Annotated in this window: 15 protein-coding genes; all 15 read right to left on the bottom strand. The window is 61.2% G+C overall.

The annotated features are described in order from the left end of the window. Positions 1–4: 4 nt before the first annotated feature. The 15 genes from CNX70_RS00620 to CNX70_RS00690 all read right to left on the bottom strand — a co-directional run bounded on the left by CNX70_RS00620 (position 5) and on the right by CNX70_RS00690 (position 19370). Positions 5–766, bottom strand: coding sequence for an ABC transporter permease (locus CNX70_RS00620; RefSeq protein WP_070290316.1), 762 nt, complete (start codon positions 764–766; stop codon positions 5–7). Next, positions 763–1680 carry an ABC transporter ATP-binding protein gene (locus tag CNX70_RS00625; protein ID WP_096232627.1) on the bottom strand — a complete coding sequence of 306 codons (918 nt, stop codon included), beginning with the start codon at positions 1678–1680 and terminating at the stop codon, positions 763–765. The genes CNX70_RS00620 and CNX70_RS00625 overlap by 4 nt, the downstream gene beginning before the upstream one ends. Positions 1681–1891: 211 nt before the next feature. Continuing rightward, positions 1892–2239 carry an STAS domain-containing protein gene (locus tag CNX70_RS00630; RefSeq protein WP_096232629.1) on the bottom strand — a complete coding sequence of 116 codons (348 nt, stop codon included), beginning with the start codon at positions 2237–2239 and terminating at the stop codon, positions 1892–1894. A 52-nt stretch (positions 2240–2291) separates the two neighbouring features. Then, the gene (locus CNX70_RS00635; RefSeq protein ID WP_096232631.1) at positions 2292–2927 is read right to left on the bottom strand and encodes an MlaC/ttg2D family ABC transporter substrate-binding protein; all 636 of its coding nucleotides are present in this window, start codon (positions 2925–2927) and stop codon (positions 2292–2294) included. Between the two features lie 72 nt (positions 2928–2999). Continuing rightward, complete coding sequence (locus tag CNX70_RS00640) at positions 3000–3884, bottom strand: MlaA family lipoprotein (protein ID WP_096232633.1); 885 nt, start codon at positions 3882–3884, stop codon at positions 3000–3002. Continuing rightward, positions 3881–4351: an outer membrane lipid asymmetry maintenance protein MlaD gene (gene mlaD / locus CNX70_RS00645; protein ID WP_096232635.1), complete on the bottom strand. Its 471-nt coding sequence runs from the start codon at positions 4349–4351 to the stop codon at positions 3881–3883. The genes CNX70_RS00640 and mlaD overlap by 4 nt, the downstream gene beginning before the upstream one ends. Before the next feature lie 79 nt (positions 4352–4430). After that, positions 4431–5216, bottom strand: coding sequence for a lipid asymmetry maintenance ABC transporter permease subunit MlaE (gene mlaE, locus CNX70_RS00650; protein ID WP_096232637.1), 786 nt, complete (start codon positions 5214–5216; stop codon positions 4431–4433). Next, positions 5213–6022, bottom strand: a complete 810-nt coding sequence (locus tag CNX70_RS00655; RefSeq protein WP_096238208.1) for an ABC transporter ATP-binding protein — start codon at positions 6020–6022, stop codon at positions 5213–5215. The genes mlaE and CNX70_RS00655 overlap by 4 nt, the downstream gene beginning before the upstream one ends. 259 nt (positions 6023–6281) lie before the next feature. Next, positions 6282–7745, bottom strand: coding sequence for a glutamate synthase subunit beta (locus CNX70_RS00660; RefSeq protein WP_096232640.1), 1464 nt, complete (start codon positions 7743–7745; stop codon positions 6282–6284). A gap of 69 nt (positions 7746–7814) precedes the next feature. Then, positions 7815–12515 carry a glutamate synthase-related protein gene (locus CNX70_RS00665; RefSeq protein ID WP_096232642.1) on the bottom strand — a complete coding sequence of 1567 codons (4701 nt, stop codon included), beginning with the start codon at positions 12513–12515 and terminating at the stop codon, positions 7815–7817. A gap of 176 nt (positions 12516–12691) precedes the next feature. Beyond that, on the bottom strand, positions 12692–13414 hold the full coding sequence (locus CNX70_RS00670; protein WP_096232644.1) for a transposase: 723 nt from the start codon (positions 13412–13414) through the stop codon (positions 12692–12694). Positions 13415–13568: 154 nt separating this feature from the next. Then, on the bottom strand, positions 13569–14249 hold the full coding sequence (locus CNX70_RS00675; RefSeq protein WP_034753797.1) for a response regulator transcription factor: 681 nt from the start codon (positions 14247–14249) through the stop codon (positions 13569–13571). 137 nt (positions 14250–14386) lie between these two features. Then, positions 14387–15514 (bottom strand): PAS domain-containing sensor histidine kinase, encoded by a 1128-nt coding sequence (locus tag CNX70_RS00680; protein ID WP_096232646.1) that lies wholly within the window; start codon positions 15512–15514, stop codon positions 14387–14389. Positions 15515–15563: 49 nt separating this feature from the next. Then, positions 15564–18668: a DEAD/DEAH box helicase gene (locus CNX70_RS00685; protein ID WP_096232648.1), complete on the bottom strand. Its 3105-nt coding sequence runs from the start codon at positions 18666–18668 to the stop codon at positions 15564–15566. Positions 18669–18878: 210 nt separating this feature from the next. Then, positions 18879–19370, bottom strand: coding sequence for a YbjN domain-containing protein (locus tag CNX70_RS00690; protein ID WP_244198990.1), 492 nt, complete (start codon positions 19368–19370; stop codon positions 18879–18881). Between the last annotated feature and the right edge of the window lie 28 nt (positions 19371–19398).

Raw genomic sequence — 19398 nt, forward strand, 5'->3', positions numbered from 1 at the left:
GCAATCAATGGCGCAATCTGTAACCGCTTTTCAGCAGGCGGATCGATGCCAGCGCCAGGATCACGAGGAAGCCGGCGACGATGGAAAGACTGAGCCACGGGCTGACGTCGGACACGCCGAAGAAGCCGTAGCGGAAGCCGTCGATCATGTAAAAGAAGGGGTTCAGGTGCGATACCGTCTGCCAGAACGGCGGCAGTGAGTGGATCGAATAGAACACGCCCGACAAAAAGGTGGCTGGCATGATCAGGAAGTTCTGGAAGGCGGCAAGCTGGTCGAATTTCTCGGCCCAGATGCCGGCGATCAGGCCCATGGTGCCCAGCATGGCAGCGCCCAGGAAGGCGAAGATGACGATCCACAGCGGTGCGACAAACGACAGGTCGGCGAACCAGCAAGTGATGGCAAACACGCCAAAGCCCACGGCCAGGCCGCGCGCGACGGAAGCGAGTACATATGCCGAGAAGATTTCCCAGTGCGACAGGGGCGTCAGCAGCACGAACACCAGGTTGCCCGTGATCTTGGACTGGATCAGCGAGGACGAGGAATTGGCGAACGCGTTTTGCAGCACGCTCATCATCACCAGGCCGGGAATCAAAAAGGCCGTGTAGCTGACGCCGGGGCTCGGCTCCACGCGGCCATCCAACACATGGCCGAACACCAGCAGGTACAGCATCGACGTGAGCACGGGCGCGGCCACGGTTTGCGTCGCCACTTTCCAGAAGCGCAGCGTCTCTTTGTAGACGAGGGTGCGAAATCCTGTCGAAATCATACGGTACCTTTATCCATGATCTGCAAGAAGATATCTTCCAGGTCGGCTTGTTGCAATTGCATTTCGTCGATCTCGACGCCCGCTTCACGCAGGCGGGCGAGGATTTTCTCGACTTCGCTGTATTCGTTGACGCGCAGGCTGAACTTGTTCGGCGTCTGCTGTTCTTCCGGGTGCAGCACCAGGTGCTGCAGGTCGGCCGGCAGGCTGCCGTGTTTGAGGTGCACCTGCAGCTGCGAGCCGGCGATGCGGCGGATCAGGGCCGACATGGTATCGAGCGCCACCACCTTGCCGGTTTTCAGCATGGCGACACGCTGGCACATGGCTTGCGCCTCTTCCAGGTAGTGGGTGGTCAGGACGACCGTGTGACCACCTTCGCGGTTCAGGCGCGAGATGAACTTCCACAGGGTCTGGCGCAGCTCCACGTCGACGCCGGCCGTCGGCTCATCGAGCACGATGACGGGCGGCTTGTGCACCAGCGCCTGGGCCACGAGCACGCGGCGCTTCATGCCGCCGGACAGGGCGCGCATGTTCGTGTCGGCCTTGCCGGTCAGGTCGAGGTTTTCCATGACCTCGTCGATCCACTTGTCGTTGTTCGGCAGGCCGAAATAGCCGGACTGCAGACGCAGGGTTTCGCGCACGGTGAAAAACGGGTCGAACACCAGCTCCTGCGGCACCACGCCCAGGTTGCGGCGCGCATTGCGGAAGTCCTTGACCACATCGTGGCCATGGATCTTGACGGTGCCCGCGTCGGGGCGTATCAGGCCGGCGATGATGGAAATGAGGGTCGTCTTGCCGGCGCCATTCGGGCCGAGCAGGCCGAAAAATTCGCCTTCCTCGATGGCCAGCGACACGCCGCCCAGCGCCTTGAGCGATTTATAGCTCTTTTCTACATTCGTGATTTGAATTGCGGTCATGTGCTTGTTTCAAGTGTAATGCGTCTGGTGTGATGCGCCAGTTGCCGGAAACATCCAGGCCGGCAGGCCGGTGCAGGGCGCCCCCTTCAGACGAGGACGGCGCAACAGTCAATTATAGTTGGAAAATTCGTGGAACACTTGGAGATCAATCCGGCGGCGCTGCTGGCCTGCCGGCTTGAAAGCTACTGCTGATGCGGGGAGTGGGACAGGATCAATGATGATGCAGGTCGGACGGGCTGCGTTCGGCGTGGCCGTCGGCGCTGCCGCAGTCGTCGGCGCTCAGTGTGCTCGAGACGAGCGAGCAGACGCCATACAGCTTGGTGAGGTTTTTCAGGTTGTTCGGCAGGTTTTTCAGCTCCAGCACGCCGCCCGCATCCTGCGCGGCGCGCTGCCACGTCAGCATGACGGAAACGGCGGCCGAATCGACAGCCTTGATGTTGCGCAAGTCGAACTTGGTCTGACCCGAGCGGATGGCATCCATACCCTGCTCCAATGCCACAGTGGCATTGTGCACGGTCAGGGAAGTCAGGGATTGCAAGGTGTCGAGAGAGTCGGGCATGGCGTCGGGCTGCGCTGGTCTGGAGCTGGTTCAGGAGCTATATGATAGCCGATTATTTGGCTTTGACGGTCGGACGGCTGGCCAGGGCCTTGTTTTTTGCCTGCAAGGTCTTGATCAGGCCATCGATGCCGCCCTTGCTGATCTCGCTGGCGAAGCTGCTTTTGTACGTTTCCACCAGCCACGCGCCCAGCACGTTGATGTCATAGATCTTCCAGCCGGACGGGGTTTTCGCCACGCGGTAGTTCAGGGGCACGGGTTCGCCGCGCGCCACGTTCACCTGCGAGCGCACTTCCACTTCCGTATCGCCAGGTTCGGCGCGCATCGGCTTGAATTCCACGGTTTCGTTCTTGATCTGCGACAGGGCGCCCGAATACGTGTAGATCAGCAAGGTGCGAAATTCCGCGGACAGCTGCTTTTGCTGGTCCGGCGTGGCGTCGCGCCAGAAGCGGCCAGCGGCCAGGGCCGTCATGCGCTGGAAATCCACATACGGCAGGATCTTGCTTTCCACTAATTCGGTGACGCGCTTGATATCGCCAGCCTGGATCGCCTTGTCGGCCTTGGCCGTGTCGATCACGTCCTGGCTGATGCGTTTGACCAATACGTCCGGCGCTTCCGTCGCCGGGGCGGCCTGGGCGGCGGTGGCAAAGGCGATGGTCGCCATCGCCAGCAGTTGTTTCATCAATTTCATGGTTCTACCTTTCATGGTGTTGCTATGCACCGGCTGACGTTGATCGCAGCCGTGGTGTTTCTGTACCGGAGTTTACTCCTGGGGCCTTGCCTCGGAAGCCACGGTATTGCTACCAGATGTTACGAGGTCCGCGGGCGCCACATCGGCCGCTGCCGTCGCAGGCGGCGTTTCCGCTGGGACAAGCTGCGGTTGCGCATCGTACTCCGGCGCATAATCGCTGGTGTCGTTTTTTGGCACTTTGCGGTCGCGGCGGTCCGTGTCGCCATCGAAAACCTTGCTTTCGCGCGCCTGCAGGAAGCCGTCGCGGATGAATTCATAGCGGTCCAGCGCGGCCGCTTCCATCAGGTTGGTCGCGTCGAGCAGCGCGGCGCGCTTGTCGACCACGCGCGTCACCGTACCGATATTGCGCACATTGACCGGATCCTTGTAGCGCCATGGGTCGCCCGTCATATCGAGCGGCAGGGCCACCGTGTCGCGCACGGTCGATGGGCCCAGCAGCGGCAGCATCACATACGGACCTGGCTGGATGCCATACCAGCCCAGGGTCTGGCCAAAGTCTTCGTTATGCTTCGGAATGCCCGCCTGCGAAGCGATGTCGATCAGGCCGAGAATACCGAAGGTCGAGTTCATGCTGACGCGCACGACGTCTTGCAAACCCGCTTCACCCTTGCCTTGCAGCAAATTGTTCACGGCGCTCCAGACATCGGACAAGTTGCCGAAGAAGTTGCCCACACCCGTTTGCACGAACGATGGCGTGACCGTCTTGTAGGCCGTGGCGACCGGTTTCAGCGCCACCTTGTCGACGGTGTCGTTGAACTTGAACATGGCGCGGTTATACCCTTCCAGCGGGTCGCGCGGATTGGTGCCGGTGGCGCAAGCGCTCACGCTGGCGGCGATGGCCAGGGCCAGGCCGATACGCGCCAGGCTGCCTTGGGATTGTTTGGTCGACTCGCTCATTTGCTGTCCTTTCCTTCCGCTGCCTTGCTGTAGATGAACTGATTGATCAGGTCTTCCAGCACTGTGGCCGATTGAGTACGGGCAATCTTGTCGCCCTCTGCCAGGTTCGTCAGATCGCCGCCTGCTTCCAGGCCGATATACTGCTCACCCAGCAAACCGGCCGTCAAAATCTTGGCCGAGCTGTCTTTCGGAAATTTGTAGCCATCTTCGATGTCGAGTTTCACCAGCGCCTGATACGTCTTGTCGTCAAAGCGGATCTCCGCCACGCGCCCCACCACCACGCCAGCGCCCTTGACAGGCGCCTGCGGCTTGAGGCCGCCGATATTGTCGAACTTGGCAGTAATGGTATACGTCTTGCTGAAAGACAGCGAGCTCATATTGCCGGCCTTGAGCGCCAGAAACATCAATGCCGCCACACCGAGCAAGACGAACAAGCCGACCCAGACATCTATAGATTTACGTTGCATAAACAATCCTAAATAATTTTTACTTGCTGCCGCCTGCGCAGCATCTTGCCCAGGCCAGCTGTTGTTCGCTAATCGGCAATTACTTGCTAAACATCAACGCCGTCATCATGAAATCGAGCCACCACACCATCAACGACGAAATCACCACCGTGCGCGTGGTGGCGCCGGACACGTCTTCCGGCGTCGGCTGTGCCTGGTACCCCTGGAACAGCGCGATGAATGTCACCGCAATGCCGAAGACCATGCTTTTGACATAGGTACCATTGCCGATATCTTTCCAGACATCCACACCGCCCTGCATCTGCGACCAGAACGAGCCTTCATCGACGCCGATCAGCACCACGCCGACCAGGTAACTGCCGATGACACCGACGGCCGTGAAGATGCCACCCAGGATAGGCATGGCGATCACGCCAGCCCAGAAACGGGGCGCCAGCACGCGCTGGATCGGGTTGACGGCCATCATTTCCATGGCCGACAATTGCTCGCCCGCCTTCATCAGGCCGATTTCCGCCGTCAGCGAGGTGCCGGCGCGGCCCGCGAACAGCAGCGCCGTGACGACCGGACCCAGCTCACGCATCAAGGACAGCGCCACCAACTGCCCCAGCGACTGCGTCGCGCCAAAGGTACTCAGTGTGTAATAGCCTTGCAAACCCAGCACCATGCCGACAAACAGGCCGGACACGGCGATGATCACCACCGAACGGCTGCCGAGATAAAACAGTTGCTCGATTACCAGGCCCGGACGGCGCCACAGGCCCCCCGAGGAAGCGATGATGATAAAAAACGAACGCACGGCAAAGCCGAGGTCTTGTACTGACCGCCGCAACCATGCTCCGATCGCCGCCAGGAACCGCGCGATCATCGGCCCGCTCCCGCGTGCAAGCCCAGGTCGTCGGCCAGCGACTTGCCCGGATAGTGGAACGGCACGGGGCCATCGGCCTCGGCATTGACGAACTGCTTGACGTACGGATGCGTCGACACGGCCATCTGGGCCGGCGTGCCGTGCGCCACGATCTTGCCCGATGATAGAAAATACACATAATCAGCGATGGCGAAACACTCCTTCACGTCGTGCGATACCAGGATAGACGTGGAACCCAGCGCATCGTTCAGATTGCGGATCAAATTGGCCGTCACGCCCATGGAAATCGGATCCAGGCCGGCGAACGGCTCGTCGTACATGATCAGTTCGGGGTCGAGCGCGATGGCGCGCGCCAGCGCCACGCGGCGGCCCATGCCGCCCGAGATTTCGGCCGGCTTCAATTGCGCCGCATTGCGCAGCCCCACCGCGTGCAGCTTCATCAGCACCAGGGTGCGGATCAGCTCTTCATTCAGATCCGTGTGTTCGCGCAAGGGGAACGCCACGTTTTCGAACGCCGTCAAGTCCGTAAACAGGGCGCCGTGCTGGAACAGCATGCCCATCTTGCGGCGCAACTGGTATAACTCGTCGGTCTTGAGCGTATGCACGATCTGGCCGTCGATATTCACGGAGCCGGAACTGGGGCGCAGCTGTCCGCCGATCAGGCGCAATACGGTCGTCTTGCCACTGCCGGAGCCACCCATGACGGCCACAACTTTTCCACGTGGGAAATCCATTTGAAGGCCCGATAAAATCGAACGTTCTCCATAGGCAAAGTGTAAATCACGGATCTCAACAAGATTTGGCACGACGAAGCTCACTATTTTAATGGCGTATTGTAGTGCAGAAACGCCAACCTCTGCTGAGACACCCCTTGGGACAGCCCCGTAAAGGGGAAGAATACAACACTAATGAATCGAAAGTCAGATATTGTAGTGGAAATTTGACCAGCGCATCGCGTCCCCATCCGATGGCGCTCAAGGTTATTGACTTGATAAGTCAAATAACAAAGGCCACGCCGCAATCCGCGCCGTGGCCCTGTCAAAAAAACGAACAATTGCTCGTTAATTAGCGTGGCAGCAGGGATGCCCCCATCAGGAACTCATCGACGGCGCGCGCACACTGGCGCCCTTCGCGGATGGCCCAGACCACCAGCGACTGGCCACGGCGCATGTCGCCGGCGGCAAACACCTTGGCCACCGACGTCTGGTAGCAACCCTGGCCGTCCGTGCTGGCCTTGACGTTGCCGCGCGCATCCGTATCGACACCGAACGCTTGCAGAACTTGTTGCACAGGGGAAACAAAACCCATGGCCAGGAAGACCAGGTCGGCCTTCATCTCGAATTCCGAGTTCGGCACTTCGCTCATCTTGCCGTCTTTCCACTCCACGCGGCAGGCGATCAGCTTTTCCACCTTGCCGCCCTTGCCTTCGAAACGCTTGGTGGCCACGGCCCAGTCGCGCTCGCAGCCTTCCTCATGCGAGGACGAGGTGCGCAGCTTGGTCGGCCAGTACGGCCAGACCAGCGGCTTGTTTTCCTGTTCCGGCGGCTGCGGCATCAGTTCGAACTGGGCCACCGAGGCGGCGCCATGGCGGTTCGAGGTACCCACGCAGTCGGAGCCCGTGTCGCCGCCGCCGATCACCACCACGTGCTTGCCCGTCGCCTTGATCTGGTCCTTGAGCTTGTCGCCCGCGTTGACCTTGTTTTGCAGCGGCAGGAAATCCATGGCGAAGTGCACGCCTTTCAGTTCGCGGCCCGGCACGGGCAAGTCGCGCGGCTGCTCGGCGCCGCCGGCCATGATGACGGCGTCAAATTCTTTTTCCAGGTCTTCCGGGAAAATGGTTTCCTTGGCCCAGTTGTTGACGTGGGCAGGGAAATCCTTGCCGACCAGCACGCTGGTGCGGAAGACCACGCCTTCGGCTTCCATCTGTTTCACGCGCAAGTCGATGTGCGATTTTTCCATCTTGAAGTCAGGGATGCCATAACGCAACAAACCACCGACCCGGTCGCTCTTTTCAAACACGGTGACGGCATGGCCGGCGCGCGCCAGCTGCTGCGCCGCCGCCAGGCCGGCAGGGCCGGAACCGACGATGGCCACTTTCTTGCCCGTGCTGAAAGGGGCCGGCTGCGGCGTGACCCAGCCGTGCTCCCAGCCCATGTCGATGATTTTATGCTCGATCGACTTGATGCCGACCGGATCTTCGTGGATGCCCAGGGTGCAAGCCGACTCGCACGGCGCCGGGCAGATGCGGCCCGTAAATTCCGGGAAGTTATTGGTCGAATGCAAGATGTCGAGCGCTTCGCGGTAGGCGCCGCGGTACACCAGGTCATTCCAGTCAGGAATGATGTTATTCACGGGACAACCCGTGGTGCAGAAGGGAATGCCGCAATCCATGCAGCGCGCACCTTGCACGGTGGCTTGCGCATCCGACAGGTGCAGCACGAATTCCTTGTAGTTCTTCAGGCGCGCGGCAGGCTCCAGATAGTGCTCGTCCTGGCGCTTGAATTCCATGAAGCCGGTAATTTTACCCACGATAGTTCCTTTGTATTTTTAGCTGGCGGGAGCGGCGCGGCCGCTCCCTTCACATTCATCTCGGCTGGCTCAGGCGGCGACGGCTTGTACTTCCATGGCGGCGTCCGCTGCCATTTCAATCAGCGCGCGCTTGTATTCGTTCGGGAAGACTTTCACGAACTTGCCGCGCGCCACAGCCCAATCGTCCAGCAGGACGCGGGCGCGGGTGCTGCCCGTGTGCTTGAAGTGACGCTCGATCAGGCGCTTGAGGATGACCTCGTCGGCTTCCGGCACGCCGTCGCGGTGCTGCGTATGCCAGGCATCGCGGTCGAGATGCTGTTCCGCTGCCGACACGACCTTGTCCAGGCTGACCATGGCCGTGTTGCACTTGCTGGCAAAGTCACCCAGCGGGTCATATACATAGGCGATACCGCCCGACATGCCGGCCGCGAAGTTGCGTCCCGTGTTGCCCAGCACCACGACGGTGCCGCCCGTCATGTATTCGCAGCCATGGTCGCCCAGGCCCTCGACGACCGTGGTGGCGCCCGAGTTGCGCACGGCAAAGCGTTCACCGGCCACGCCATTGAAGAAGGCTTCGCCGGCAATGGCGCCGTACAACACCGTGTTGCCGATGATGATGTTGTCCACCGCCCAGCCACGGAACTCGGTATTGGGCCGCACGATGATGCGTCCGCCGGACAAGCCTTTGCCGACGTAATCGTTGCCCTCGCCCACCAGGTCGATCGTGATGCCGTGCGCCAGAAAGGCGCAGGCCGACTGGCCCGCCGTGCCTTGCAGCTGGATGTGGATGGTGTCGTCCGGCAAGCCGGCGTGGCCATATTTCTTCGCCACTTCGCCGGACAGCATGGTGCCCACCGTGCGGTTGACGTTGCGCACGGGCGAGATGAAGGAGACGCGTTCGCCCTTCTCCAGCGCCGCGCGCGCTTGCGCGATCAGCTTGTGGTCCAGTGCCTTCTCCAGCGCATGGTCCTGGAATTCCACGTGGCGGCAGGCTTGGCCGCTTGGTGTTTCCGGCTTGTAGAAGATGGCCGAGAAGTCCAGGCCTTGCGCCTTCCAGTGCGAAATCGCCTTCGATTTATCCAGCAAGTCGACGCGGCCGATCAATTCATCATACGTGCGGATACCCAGCTGCGCCATCAATTGACGGGCTTCTTCGGCCACGAAGAAGAAGTAATTGACGACATACTCAGGCTTGCCGGAAAACTTGGCGCGCAGGACGGGGTCTTGCGTGGCCACGCCCACCGGGCACGTGTTCAAATGGCATTTGCGCATCATGATGCAGCCTTCGACCACCAGCGGCGCCGTGGCGAAGCCGATCTCGTCAGCGCCCAGCAGGGCGGCGATGACCACGTCGCGGCCCGTCTTCATCTGGCCGTCGGCCTGCACGCGGATGCGGCTGCGCAAGCCATTCAAGACCAGCGTTTGTTGCGTTTCTGCCAGACCCAGCTCCCACGGCGTACCCGCATGCTTCACGGACGACAATGGCGAGGCACCCGTGCCGCCGTCGTGGCCGGCGACCACCACGTGGTCGGCTTTGGCCTTGGTGACGCCGGCAGCGACCGTGCCGATGCCCACTTCCGACACCAGTTTCACGGAAATCGAGGCACGCGGATTGGCATTCTTCAAGTCATGGATCAGCTGCGCCAGATCTTCGATCGAATAGATGTCGTGGTGCGGCGGTGGCGAAATCAGGCCCACGCCCGGCACGGAAAAGCGCAGGCTGGCGATGTATTCGGACACTTTATGGCCCGGCAACTGGCCACCTTCGCCCGGTTTCGCGCCTTGCGCCATCTTGATCTGAATCTGGTCGGCCGAGTTCAGGTAGGCGGCCGTGACGCCGAAACGTCCCGACGCCACCTGCTTGATGCGCGAGCGCATGGAATCGCCTTCCTGCAGCGGAATATCGACGACGATCTGCTCGGCGCCCACGATGGATGCCATGGTGTCGCCCTGGCGGATCGGGATGCCCTTCAATTCCTGCACGTAGCGGTTCGGATCTTCGCCGCCCTCGCCCGTGTTCGACTTGCCGCCGATGCGGTTCATGGCCACCGCCAGGGTCGCGTGCGCTTCCGTGCTGATGGAGCCGAGCGACATGGCGCCGGTAGCGAAGCGCTTGACGATTTCCTTGGCCGGTTCCACTTCGTCGAGCGGGATCGCCTTGGTCGGATCGAGCTTGAACTCGAACAGGCCGCGCAGGGTCAGGTGGCGACGGCTCTGGTCGTTGATGATTTGCGCGTACTCTTTATAGCTGGAGAAATTGTTGCTGCGCGTGGAATGCTGCAACTTCGCAATCGCATCCGGCGTCCACATGTGGTCTTCGCCACGCACGCGGAATGCGTATTCGCCGCCCGCGTCGAGCTTGTCAGCCAGCACGGGATCGTTGCCGAAGGCCAGCGCGTGCAGGCGCAGCGCTTCTTCCGCCACTTCAAACACGCCGATGCCTTCCACGTTCGACGCCGTGCCCTTGAAGTATTTGTCCACCAGCGACTTGTTCAAGCCGATGGCTTCGAAGATTTGCGCGCCGCAGTACGACATATACGTCGAAATGCCCATCTTCGACATGACCTTCATCAAGCCTTTACCCACCGCCTTGGTGTAGTTATAAATGGCTTTCTCGGCCGACAAATCGCCGGGCAAGCCGTGCGCCATCTCGGCCAGGGTTTCCATGGCCAGATACGGATGGACGGCTTCCGCGCCATAGCCAGCGAGCAGGGCGAAGTGGTGCGTTTCGCGGGCCGAGCCCGTTTCCACGACGAGGCCGGTGGAGGCGCGCAAGCCCTTGCTCACCAGGTGCTGGTGCACGGTCGAGGTGGCCAGCAGCGCTGGGATCGCCACCTGGTCGGCGCAAATCGCGCGGTCCGAGACGATCAGGATGTTGTGGCCGGACTTGACGGCGTCGACGGCTTCCGCACACAGCGAGGCCAGGCACGCTTCCACGCCTTCCTTGCCCCAGGCCAGCGGGTAGCAGATATCGAGTTCATACGACTTGAACTTGCCGCCCGTGTGGGCGCTGATGTTGCGCAAACGCGCCATGTCGTCAAAGCCCAGCACGGGCTGCGCCACTTCCAGGCGCATCGGCGGGTTGACGTTGTTCGTATCGAGCAAGTTCGGTTTCGGGCCGATGAAGGACACCAGTGACATCACCATCGCTTCGCGGATCGGGTCGATCGGCGGATTCGTCACTTGCGCGAACAATTGCTTGAAGTAGTTATACAAAGGCTTCAATTTGTTCGACATGACGGCCAGCGGCGAGTCATTGCCCATCGAGCCCGTCGCCTCTTCGCCGGCCACGGCCATCGGCGCCATGAGGAATTTCAAGTCTTCCTGTGTGTAGCCGAACGCCTGCTGGCGGTCCAGCAACGATGGCTGCTCTTTTTCGCCCTGGGCACGGTCTTGCTTGGCTTGGCCTTCGGCCATCTTGATCTCGTCGAGCTTGATGCGCACCGAGTTGATCCACGCCTTGTACGGCTTGGCGTTGGCGTAGGTGTTTTTCAGCTCCTGGTCGTCGATGATGCGGCCCGCTTCCAGGTCGATCAGGAACATTTTGCCAGGCTGCAAGCGCCATTTCTGGATGATTTTCGACTCAGGAATCGGCAGCACGCCCGATTCCGACGCCATCACCACCAGGTCGTCGTCCGTGACGATGTAGCGCGCCGGACGCAGGCCGTTGCGGTCCAGGGTGCCGCCGATGTGGCGGCCATCCGTAAACGCCATGGCGGCGGGGCCGTCCCACGGTTCCATCATGGCCGCGTGGTATTCATAGAAGGCACGGCGGTTGTCATCCATCGTCGTGTGGTTTTCCCACGCTTCCGGGATCATCATCATCATCGCCTGGGCGATCGGATAACCGGCCATCAACAGCAGTTCCAGCGCATTGTCGAAGCACGCCGTGTCGGACTGGCCTTCATAGATCAACGGAAAGAGTTTCTGCAGGTCGTCGCCCAGCACGGCCGACTTCATCACGCCTTCGCGCGCGCGCATCCAGTTGAAGTTGCCTTTCACCGTGTTGATCTCGCCATTGTGCGCGATCAAACGGTACGGGTGGGCCAGCGGCCATTCGGGGAAAGTATTCGTCGAGAAACGCTGGTGCACCAGGGCCAGGGCCGAGATGCAGCGCGCATCCTGCAAGTCCTTGTAATACACGCCCACCTGGTCGGCCAGCAGCAAGCCCTTGTACACAATGGTACGGGCCGACATCGATGGCACGAAGAATTCCTTGCCGTGCAGCAGCTTCAAGGCCTGGATGGCGTGGCCCGACGATTTGCGGATCACATACAGTTTGCGCTCGAGCGCGTCGGTGACCATGATGTCCGGGCCGCGACCGATGAAGATCTGGCGGATGACCGGTTCCTTGGCGCGCACGGTGGGCGACATCGGCATGTCCGTATCGATGGGCACGTTGCGCCAACCCAGCACGACTTGGCCCTCGATGCGCACGGCGCGTTCGATTTCCTGTTCGCAAGCGATGCGCGACGCGTGTTCCTTCGGCAGGAAGACCATGCCCACGCCGTATTCGCCAGGCGGCGGCAATTCCACGCCCTGCTTGGCCATTTCTTCGCGGTAGTACTGGTCAGGAATCTGGATCAGGATGCCGGCGCCATCGCCCATCAACGCATCGGCGCCCACGGCGCCCCGGTGATCGAGGTTTTTCAGAATCAGCAAACCCTGTTCGACGATCGAATGGGTCTTGTTGCCCTTGATATGGGCGACGAAACCGACGCCGCAGGCATCGTGTTCATTGGCTGGGTCGTACAGGCCTTGCGCTTTCATGGGCTTCTCCGCTGCAGTGAGTATCGAAAAACTAGAGTAGTGCAACGCAACAAAAAACTCAACTAGAACAATTAGGGTCGGAGTCGAATTAAATTCAATTCTGAAGCTCTAAAAATTTAATAGGGACATAGTCGAACCGATTTCAATAAAACGTCAGAACGAAACCATTTTTTGTTTTAAATGCGAATACTTTTCACGGCATCCGTTGCGGCCGCGATTTTTCGGGGACGGCCCCGCTTGGCAGGCAGTACTTGCCGCTGCATTTTCTGCTCCAGCGCCTGCTTGAAAGCGTCGGAACCCAGCGGCCAGCCCTTCAATACAGCCTCTTCCACCACTTTCACCTGGCTGCTGCCCAGTCCCTGCTCGACCAGGCGCAGATACGCCGCCTCGCGGTCGAACGGCGTGTTGCCCAGCCCCCAGTACAGCGCGTGGTCGGTGATGAGGGGATCGGGACGCACGCCGGCATGGTGGGCATAGCTGGACCACGCATGGTCCAGCGCCTGGGCCGCCAGGCCTGTTTGCACGGGCACGCATTCCAGGTAGCGGCAGCAAGTCAGGAAGAAATTGTCGGCATCAATGACGGAGGTTTTGTAGCGTCCCTGCCACAAAGCACCTTCGCGGCCGTATTTTTGATTGAAGTACGGCACGTAATAGCGTCCCAGCCACTGCATCAGCTGCCCCAGCCCCGTGGCATCGCTGGGCGTGGCCAACAAATGTAGCTGATCAGGCAATAAAACATAGGCGTGGATGGCCACTTTGAACATTTTCGCGCCCGCTTTCAGCCAGGACAGGAATTGTGCGTAGTCGGACGCGTCCTGGAACACCGGCTGACGGTTGCTGCCGCGCTGGATCACGTAATGGGGCAGTGAGGGAATGATGAGACGGGGCAAACGGGCCATGGCAAAGTCATAAAATGAAGGCTAAGACCTTGATTTTACACACTTTGCATACAAGGAACGACTCTGACCCTGTTTTATTAAAAATACGCCGAAAAATGATGGACTCTGTCCCTTTTATGCTACCGCCCGCTTGCGGGCGGCGCAATAGGGACGATCAGGACAGATTAAAGCTGGCTGACAGGCTGTAGCCTTCGCCATACGCACTACGCAGCGGCAAGTCCTGGCCCAGGCCGGTCTTGGCTTTCTTGCGCAGGCGGTACACGAGCATGTCGACCCGGCGGCCCGCATCGGGATCTTCGCCGCCCATGCCGGCCACGATGACGTCGCGCGGCACGGGGCGGGTGTTGATGGTGAGCAAGTGCAGGAAGTTGAATTCCTTTTCCGTCAGGGCGATGACGGCGCCCATCAACTCAAGTTGGCGTGCGCTTACTTTCAAGGTCCACTTGCCTGGTTCCGGCACGGGATCTTGCGGACCCACGCGGCGGTCGAGCGCCTCGATGTGGGCGGCCAGTTCGGGAAACTTGATCGGCTTGGTCAGATAGTGGTCGGCGCCCAGGCGCAAGCCCAGGATGCGGCTGTCGAAAGCGACACGCCCCGTCAGCACCAGCACGCCGATTTGCGGATACAGCTGGCGCATGCGGGGGATGACGTTGAAGCCGTCCTCGTCAGGCAAGCCCAGGTCCAGCACGACCACGCCGACATTGCCATGGCTCAACGCCGTCCACATCCCGCCAGCGGAGCTGGTGATATGAACTTCGTGTTCGAGCTCAACGAGAAACTCCGCCATGTCTTCGGCGTAGTCCAGATTGTCTTCGACGATCAGTATTTTCGTCATTGCAACGCCATTCTTCCGTTAGTGAGCTACCGTGGGCAAACCATGCCATTCACTTCTGCACCATGATGGACGGCACAATAGGTTTACGTCAAGGAATTATCACGGTTGCCTTCAGCGGAAGCAAGGCTTTTCCTTGTCTAGACAGGAAGCGGCAGCCAAATGCGGAAAAGCGCCCCGCCTTCGGGCAGATTATGCCCCTGCAAACTCCCCCCATGCACGTCCACCACGGCGCGCGCCATGTACAGGCCCAGGCCCGCACCGGGATGCGTGGCATGGCTTCCACGGCTTCCTTTATCGAACAGCTGCGCCAGTTCTTCTTCCCGCAAGCCGGGCCCCGCATCGCGCACGCACAGGGCCACACCGCCCTCGGGCACCAGCCTGGCCGACACGGTGATGCTGCTCCCCGGCGGGCTGAACTTGACGGCATTGTCCAGCAGGATTTTCAGGCACAGGGCCATGCCGGGCACGTCGCAGCGCAGCCTGGCGGGCAAGTCCTCGTCCAGTTCCAGCTGCACGGTGTGGCTGGCCGGTACGGTGGCGACCGCCTGCTGCAGCAAGGCCAGCGGCGCGATGCCGTCGGCGGCCCGCTCGCGGCCGATGGCCGCCATGCGTTCGGGCGACAGATAGTCGTCGATCATGGCCAACAAACGGTCGACGGCCATCTGGATTTTCACGTAGCGCTTGCGCGTGGCCTCGTCGGCGTCTTTCGACGTCGAGACGAGGCGCTGGATGGCGCCGTCGATGGTGGCCAGCGGCGTGCGGAATTCGTGCGACAGCATCGAGGCGAAGCGCTTTTGCTCCTTTTCCCGTTCCGTTTCCTGCGCGTGAAAGGCGCTGACGTCGCGCAGCGTGCCCACGACGGTTTCGCCCCGCCCCGGTGCGGCGGGCACGATGGTCGAGCTGATTTCCAGCGCCAGTAGATGCCCGTCGGCATGCGGCAGTTCCACTTCGCGCAGCAGGGATAAACGGCTGGTGTCGCCAGCGTGCCAGCGCTGCAGCCGGGCCGGCAGGTCTTGCGCCAGACGCGCCGCGTGCGCGCGCAAGGCCGTAACGTCATGGCCCGTCAGGCGCTGCGCGGCGGGGCTGATATACAATAATTCGAGGGTAGTGGCGTCGAGCAGGAAGGCCGCATCGCGGCCGTGTTCGGCCAGCAGGCGGAACTGCGCTTCGCCCGCCCGCGCGCTTAGCAGGGCGCGGCGCAACTGGACGCAACGCAGCGCCATGAGGATGGCGCCGGCAAGCAGCAGGAAGAGAAAGGGCAGCATGCTTTATACCTGGCAAGAAAGAAGCGCCAAGTATAAGCGTGCGGCGCCCTTAATCTTCCAGTGGGGCGAAAATCTGCTGCAAGTCTTCCTGCGTGAGCGCCATCTTCTGCGCTTCGCCTTCGGCCAGGATCGATTGCGCCAGTTCCGATTTCTTTTGCTGCAGCAGCTGGATTTTTTCTTCCAGCGTGCCCTTCGCAATCAATTTGTAGACGAACACGGGCTTGTCCTGGCCGATGCGCCAGGCACGGTCGGTGGCCTGGTTTTCCGCCGCCGGATTCCACCACGGATCGTAGTGGATGACCGTGTCGGCCGCCGTCAGGTTCAAGCCCACGCCGCCCGCCTTCAGGCTGATCAGGAAGATGGGCACGGCGCCCTGCTGGAAGGCCGCCACTTGCGCGCCCCGGTCCTTCGTCTCGCCCGTCAGCAAGGCGTAGGGAATGTCGCGCGATTCGAGCTCTTCCTCGATCAATTCCAGCATGCTGGTAAATTGCGAGAAGACGAGGATCTTGCGCCCTTCGTCGAGCAAGTCTTCCACCATCTGCATCAAATCAATCAGCTTGGCCGAACCGGCCGACTGCTTCTTCGCCGGCAAGGATTTCACCAGACGGGGATCGCAACAGACCTGGCGCAGTTTCAGCAGCGCTTCGAGGATGACGATCTGGCTGCGCGCCACGCCTTTCTTGTCGATTTCTTCGCGTACTTTTTGATCCATCGCCAGACGCACGGTTTCATACAGGTCGCGCTGCGGACCCGTCAATTCCACCTTGCGCACCATTTCCGTCTTCGGCGGCAGTTCCTTGGCCACATTGTCCTTCGTGCGGCGCAGCAGGAACGGTTTGATGCGGCGGTTCAGCAGCATGCGGCGCAGCGGGTCGTCCTGGCGCTCGATCGGATGGCGGAACTGGGTATTGAAGGTCTTCTCGTCACCCAGCAAGCCCGGCAGCAGGAAGTGGAATTGCGACCACAGTTCGCCCAAATGATTTTCCAGCGGCGTGCCGGACAGGCACAGGCGGTGGCGCGCGCGCAGCAGGCCCGCGCTTTGCGCCGCCTTGCTGCGCGTATTCTTGATGTAGTGCGATTCGTCGAGGATGACCAGGTGGAAATCGTGCTCGCGCAGGGTTTCCTCGTCGCGCGGCAACAGGGCGTAGGTGGTCAGCACCAGGTCGCATTGATCGATCTGGTCGAATTGCTGCGCGCGGTCCTTGCCCTGCAGCAGCAACACTTTCAGGCTGGGCGCGAACTTGGCCGCCTCGTCCTGCCAGTTGCCCATCAGGCTCGTCGGTGCAATCACGAGGGCCGGATGCGTGAGGCGTCCCGCTTCCTTTTCCACCAGGATATGCGCCAGGGTTTGCACGGTCTTGCCGAGGCCCATGTCATCGGCCAAAATACCGGCCAGGTCATGGTCGCGCAGGAATTGCATCCACGCCAGGCCATCGGCCTGGTAGTCGCGCAGGGTGGCCTGCAGCCCGGCTGGCGCCGCCACTTTTTGCACAGAACCGAACTGGCTCAGCTTGCGGCCCATGGCGCGCAACTGCTCGCCGCCCGTCCAGCGCAGTTCCAGGCCACGCGCCAGCTCTTCCAGGCGCGCCGCGTCCAGGGTCGACATGCGCACCGCATGTTTGATCTTGTCGCTGAAGTACAGTTCCCCCAAGGTGTTGAGGATCGGGCGCACTCTGCCCCACGGCAGCGCGACGCGCGTGCCGTCCGGCAAGGTCGCCAGCATCTGGTCATCATCGGCATGCGCTTCGATGACTTTCGGGTTGAAATCGTTGGGCGCGTTGCGGATCAACTGCACCAGCACGGGCAGCAGCGGCACTCTTTCCTGGTTGACGACGATGCCCAGTTCCAGCTCGAACCAGGCGTTGCCGCTGTCCGGGTCCTGGTCGTCGATCTCCGCGTACCAGTCACCGGCTTCGCTCACGTCGTAGCGGTACTTGGCCGTCTTTTCCACGATCCAGCCCTGCTTGCGCAAGGCATCGATGCCGGACTCGGCAAACCGCAGCCATTCCGCCTGGGAAGGCAGTTGCAAGGCGCCCTTCAAGCCGCTCAAGGGCGCGGAGCCCGGCTTCTTGAATTGCAGCTCGGCCAGGGTGGCCAGGGCGCGCGCTTCATCGAGCGTATTTCTCTGGATAATTTCCGTCACCTCGCCCACTTGCCGCACCACGCGCTGCGACGGGTCGAACGCGACGCGCTCGCCATCGTAGTCGTAGGACAGCACGGCGAAATCGCTCCAGCGCTGCGCGCTGCCATCGGCCAGCAGGGCGCTGTCGAGCAGCAAGACCGGTTGCGCCGGCACGTCCTTGCGCAAGCGCTGCGGCAACGGTTGCGGCAGCGGCATCAAATGCTGCAAGCCTTGCGCCAGCAGCAGTTGCGACACGCGCACCTTGTCGTTCGCATTCAACGGCGGCGCCTGTGCCACCAGCGCTTGTAGATCGGCGAGGGAAATGTCGGAGCCGCCCTGGTTCAGTTCCAGCACGCCGCACGACAGGTTGTCGATGTACCACGGCGGATCGGTGGGCAGCATGTAGTCGATCTGGTCGGCGCCATGGTGCTTCGCGCCTTCCGGCGGGTCCACTTGCCAGCCCAGGCGCATGGTCTTGCCTTCGTCGCGCCAGAACAGGCGCGCGGGACGCACGGGACCTTCCTTCAACGGGTACACGAGGCCATTGCCGACATCGGCCCAGGAATTGGCCCACAACAGTTTATCCTGCTCGGCCAGCATTTTCAGCAGGGCCGCGCCCACCTTGCCCTTCGGCTCCGTGGCGCTGCCCGTCTGCGAGTTCTGCCCGCTGCGCATGGCCACGAAGAAACGCACGAGGTCTTCGTCGGCTGGCGTCAAAAACGTGGGCGGCGCAGACAGCAGCGAAAAGATTTCGCTGATGGGAGTAGCGGCCGCCACGTCGCCATTTGGCCGCAGCCGCGCCTTGTACAGGCACAGGGCCACGTGGCGGCCACCGCTGGTGGGCGCCAGCACGTAGATCAATCGATGGGCGTTGAGTTTGGGGTCTGGTTCGGCAATGCTCAGCACGGCCTTCGGATGGGCGGCAGCCTCCACCCGCTGCAGCCAGGTGGCGATAGCATACGGCAAAGGCGCTCCCGGCGCGCTGGCCGGGGCAACTGGGGTTTCACTGGTTTCGTCGCGGGTAAAATCCATGGGGCGCATTTTTGTGTAAAGGTCGTATCCAAATCGGCAACAGGCAATATTATCCGCCATACAGGCGTTGCTGGCTTGATTCACACACGCTCTTTGAACAGTTTTAATGCGCGATGCCTAAAAAATAAGTATTTAATACGACACTTGAGACCCGCAAGCGGCAAAAGTGGCCCGTCACCGGCCATCTTCGCCGCCCGTGGACGGCTCTTGTCAGGCCGGCACAGTTTCTTCTTCTGCCACGCTGGTGGCCTCGACTACCGGTGCCGTGCTCGTATCGGCTGGCGTAAAGTTGCGCAAGAACAAGAAGAACTGGCCCATCATCTGCGTCCACAGTTGCAGATTGATATTCAGGTATTCGCGGCTGACGCCACCGGCGACCAGCACATCCATTTCCAGCACGACGAAATCGCCATGCTGGGCCACACGGGCAAAACGCTTGCTGCGGTGCCATTCGGCCAACAAGCCGACTGGCAAATCGCCGCCCTGCACGCGCAGCGGGCAGCTCAGGGTCAGGTCCGCGTACTGGCCGGGCGCCGTTTCATTGCCCCACAGCACTTGAAAGCCGATGCCATGGCTGGCACTGTGCAGGCGCACGACGCCGTCGTGTTCGATGCTCGTCACGGCGCAGCCGGCCGCCTTGATGGCCTCGGCCGTTTGTTCCGCATTCAGGGTGGTCAGCAAGTTGGTGTTGGTGTGTTCCATCGTCATTCCATTCATTTCAAAAAAAAGT

Origin of the sequence: Janthinobacterium svalbardense, assembly GCF_002327145.1 — a bacterium.
Lineage (GTDB): Bacteria > Pseudomonadota > Gammaproteobacteria > Burkholderiales > Burkholderiaceae_D > Janthinobacterium > Janthinobacterium tructae.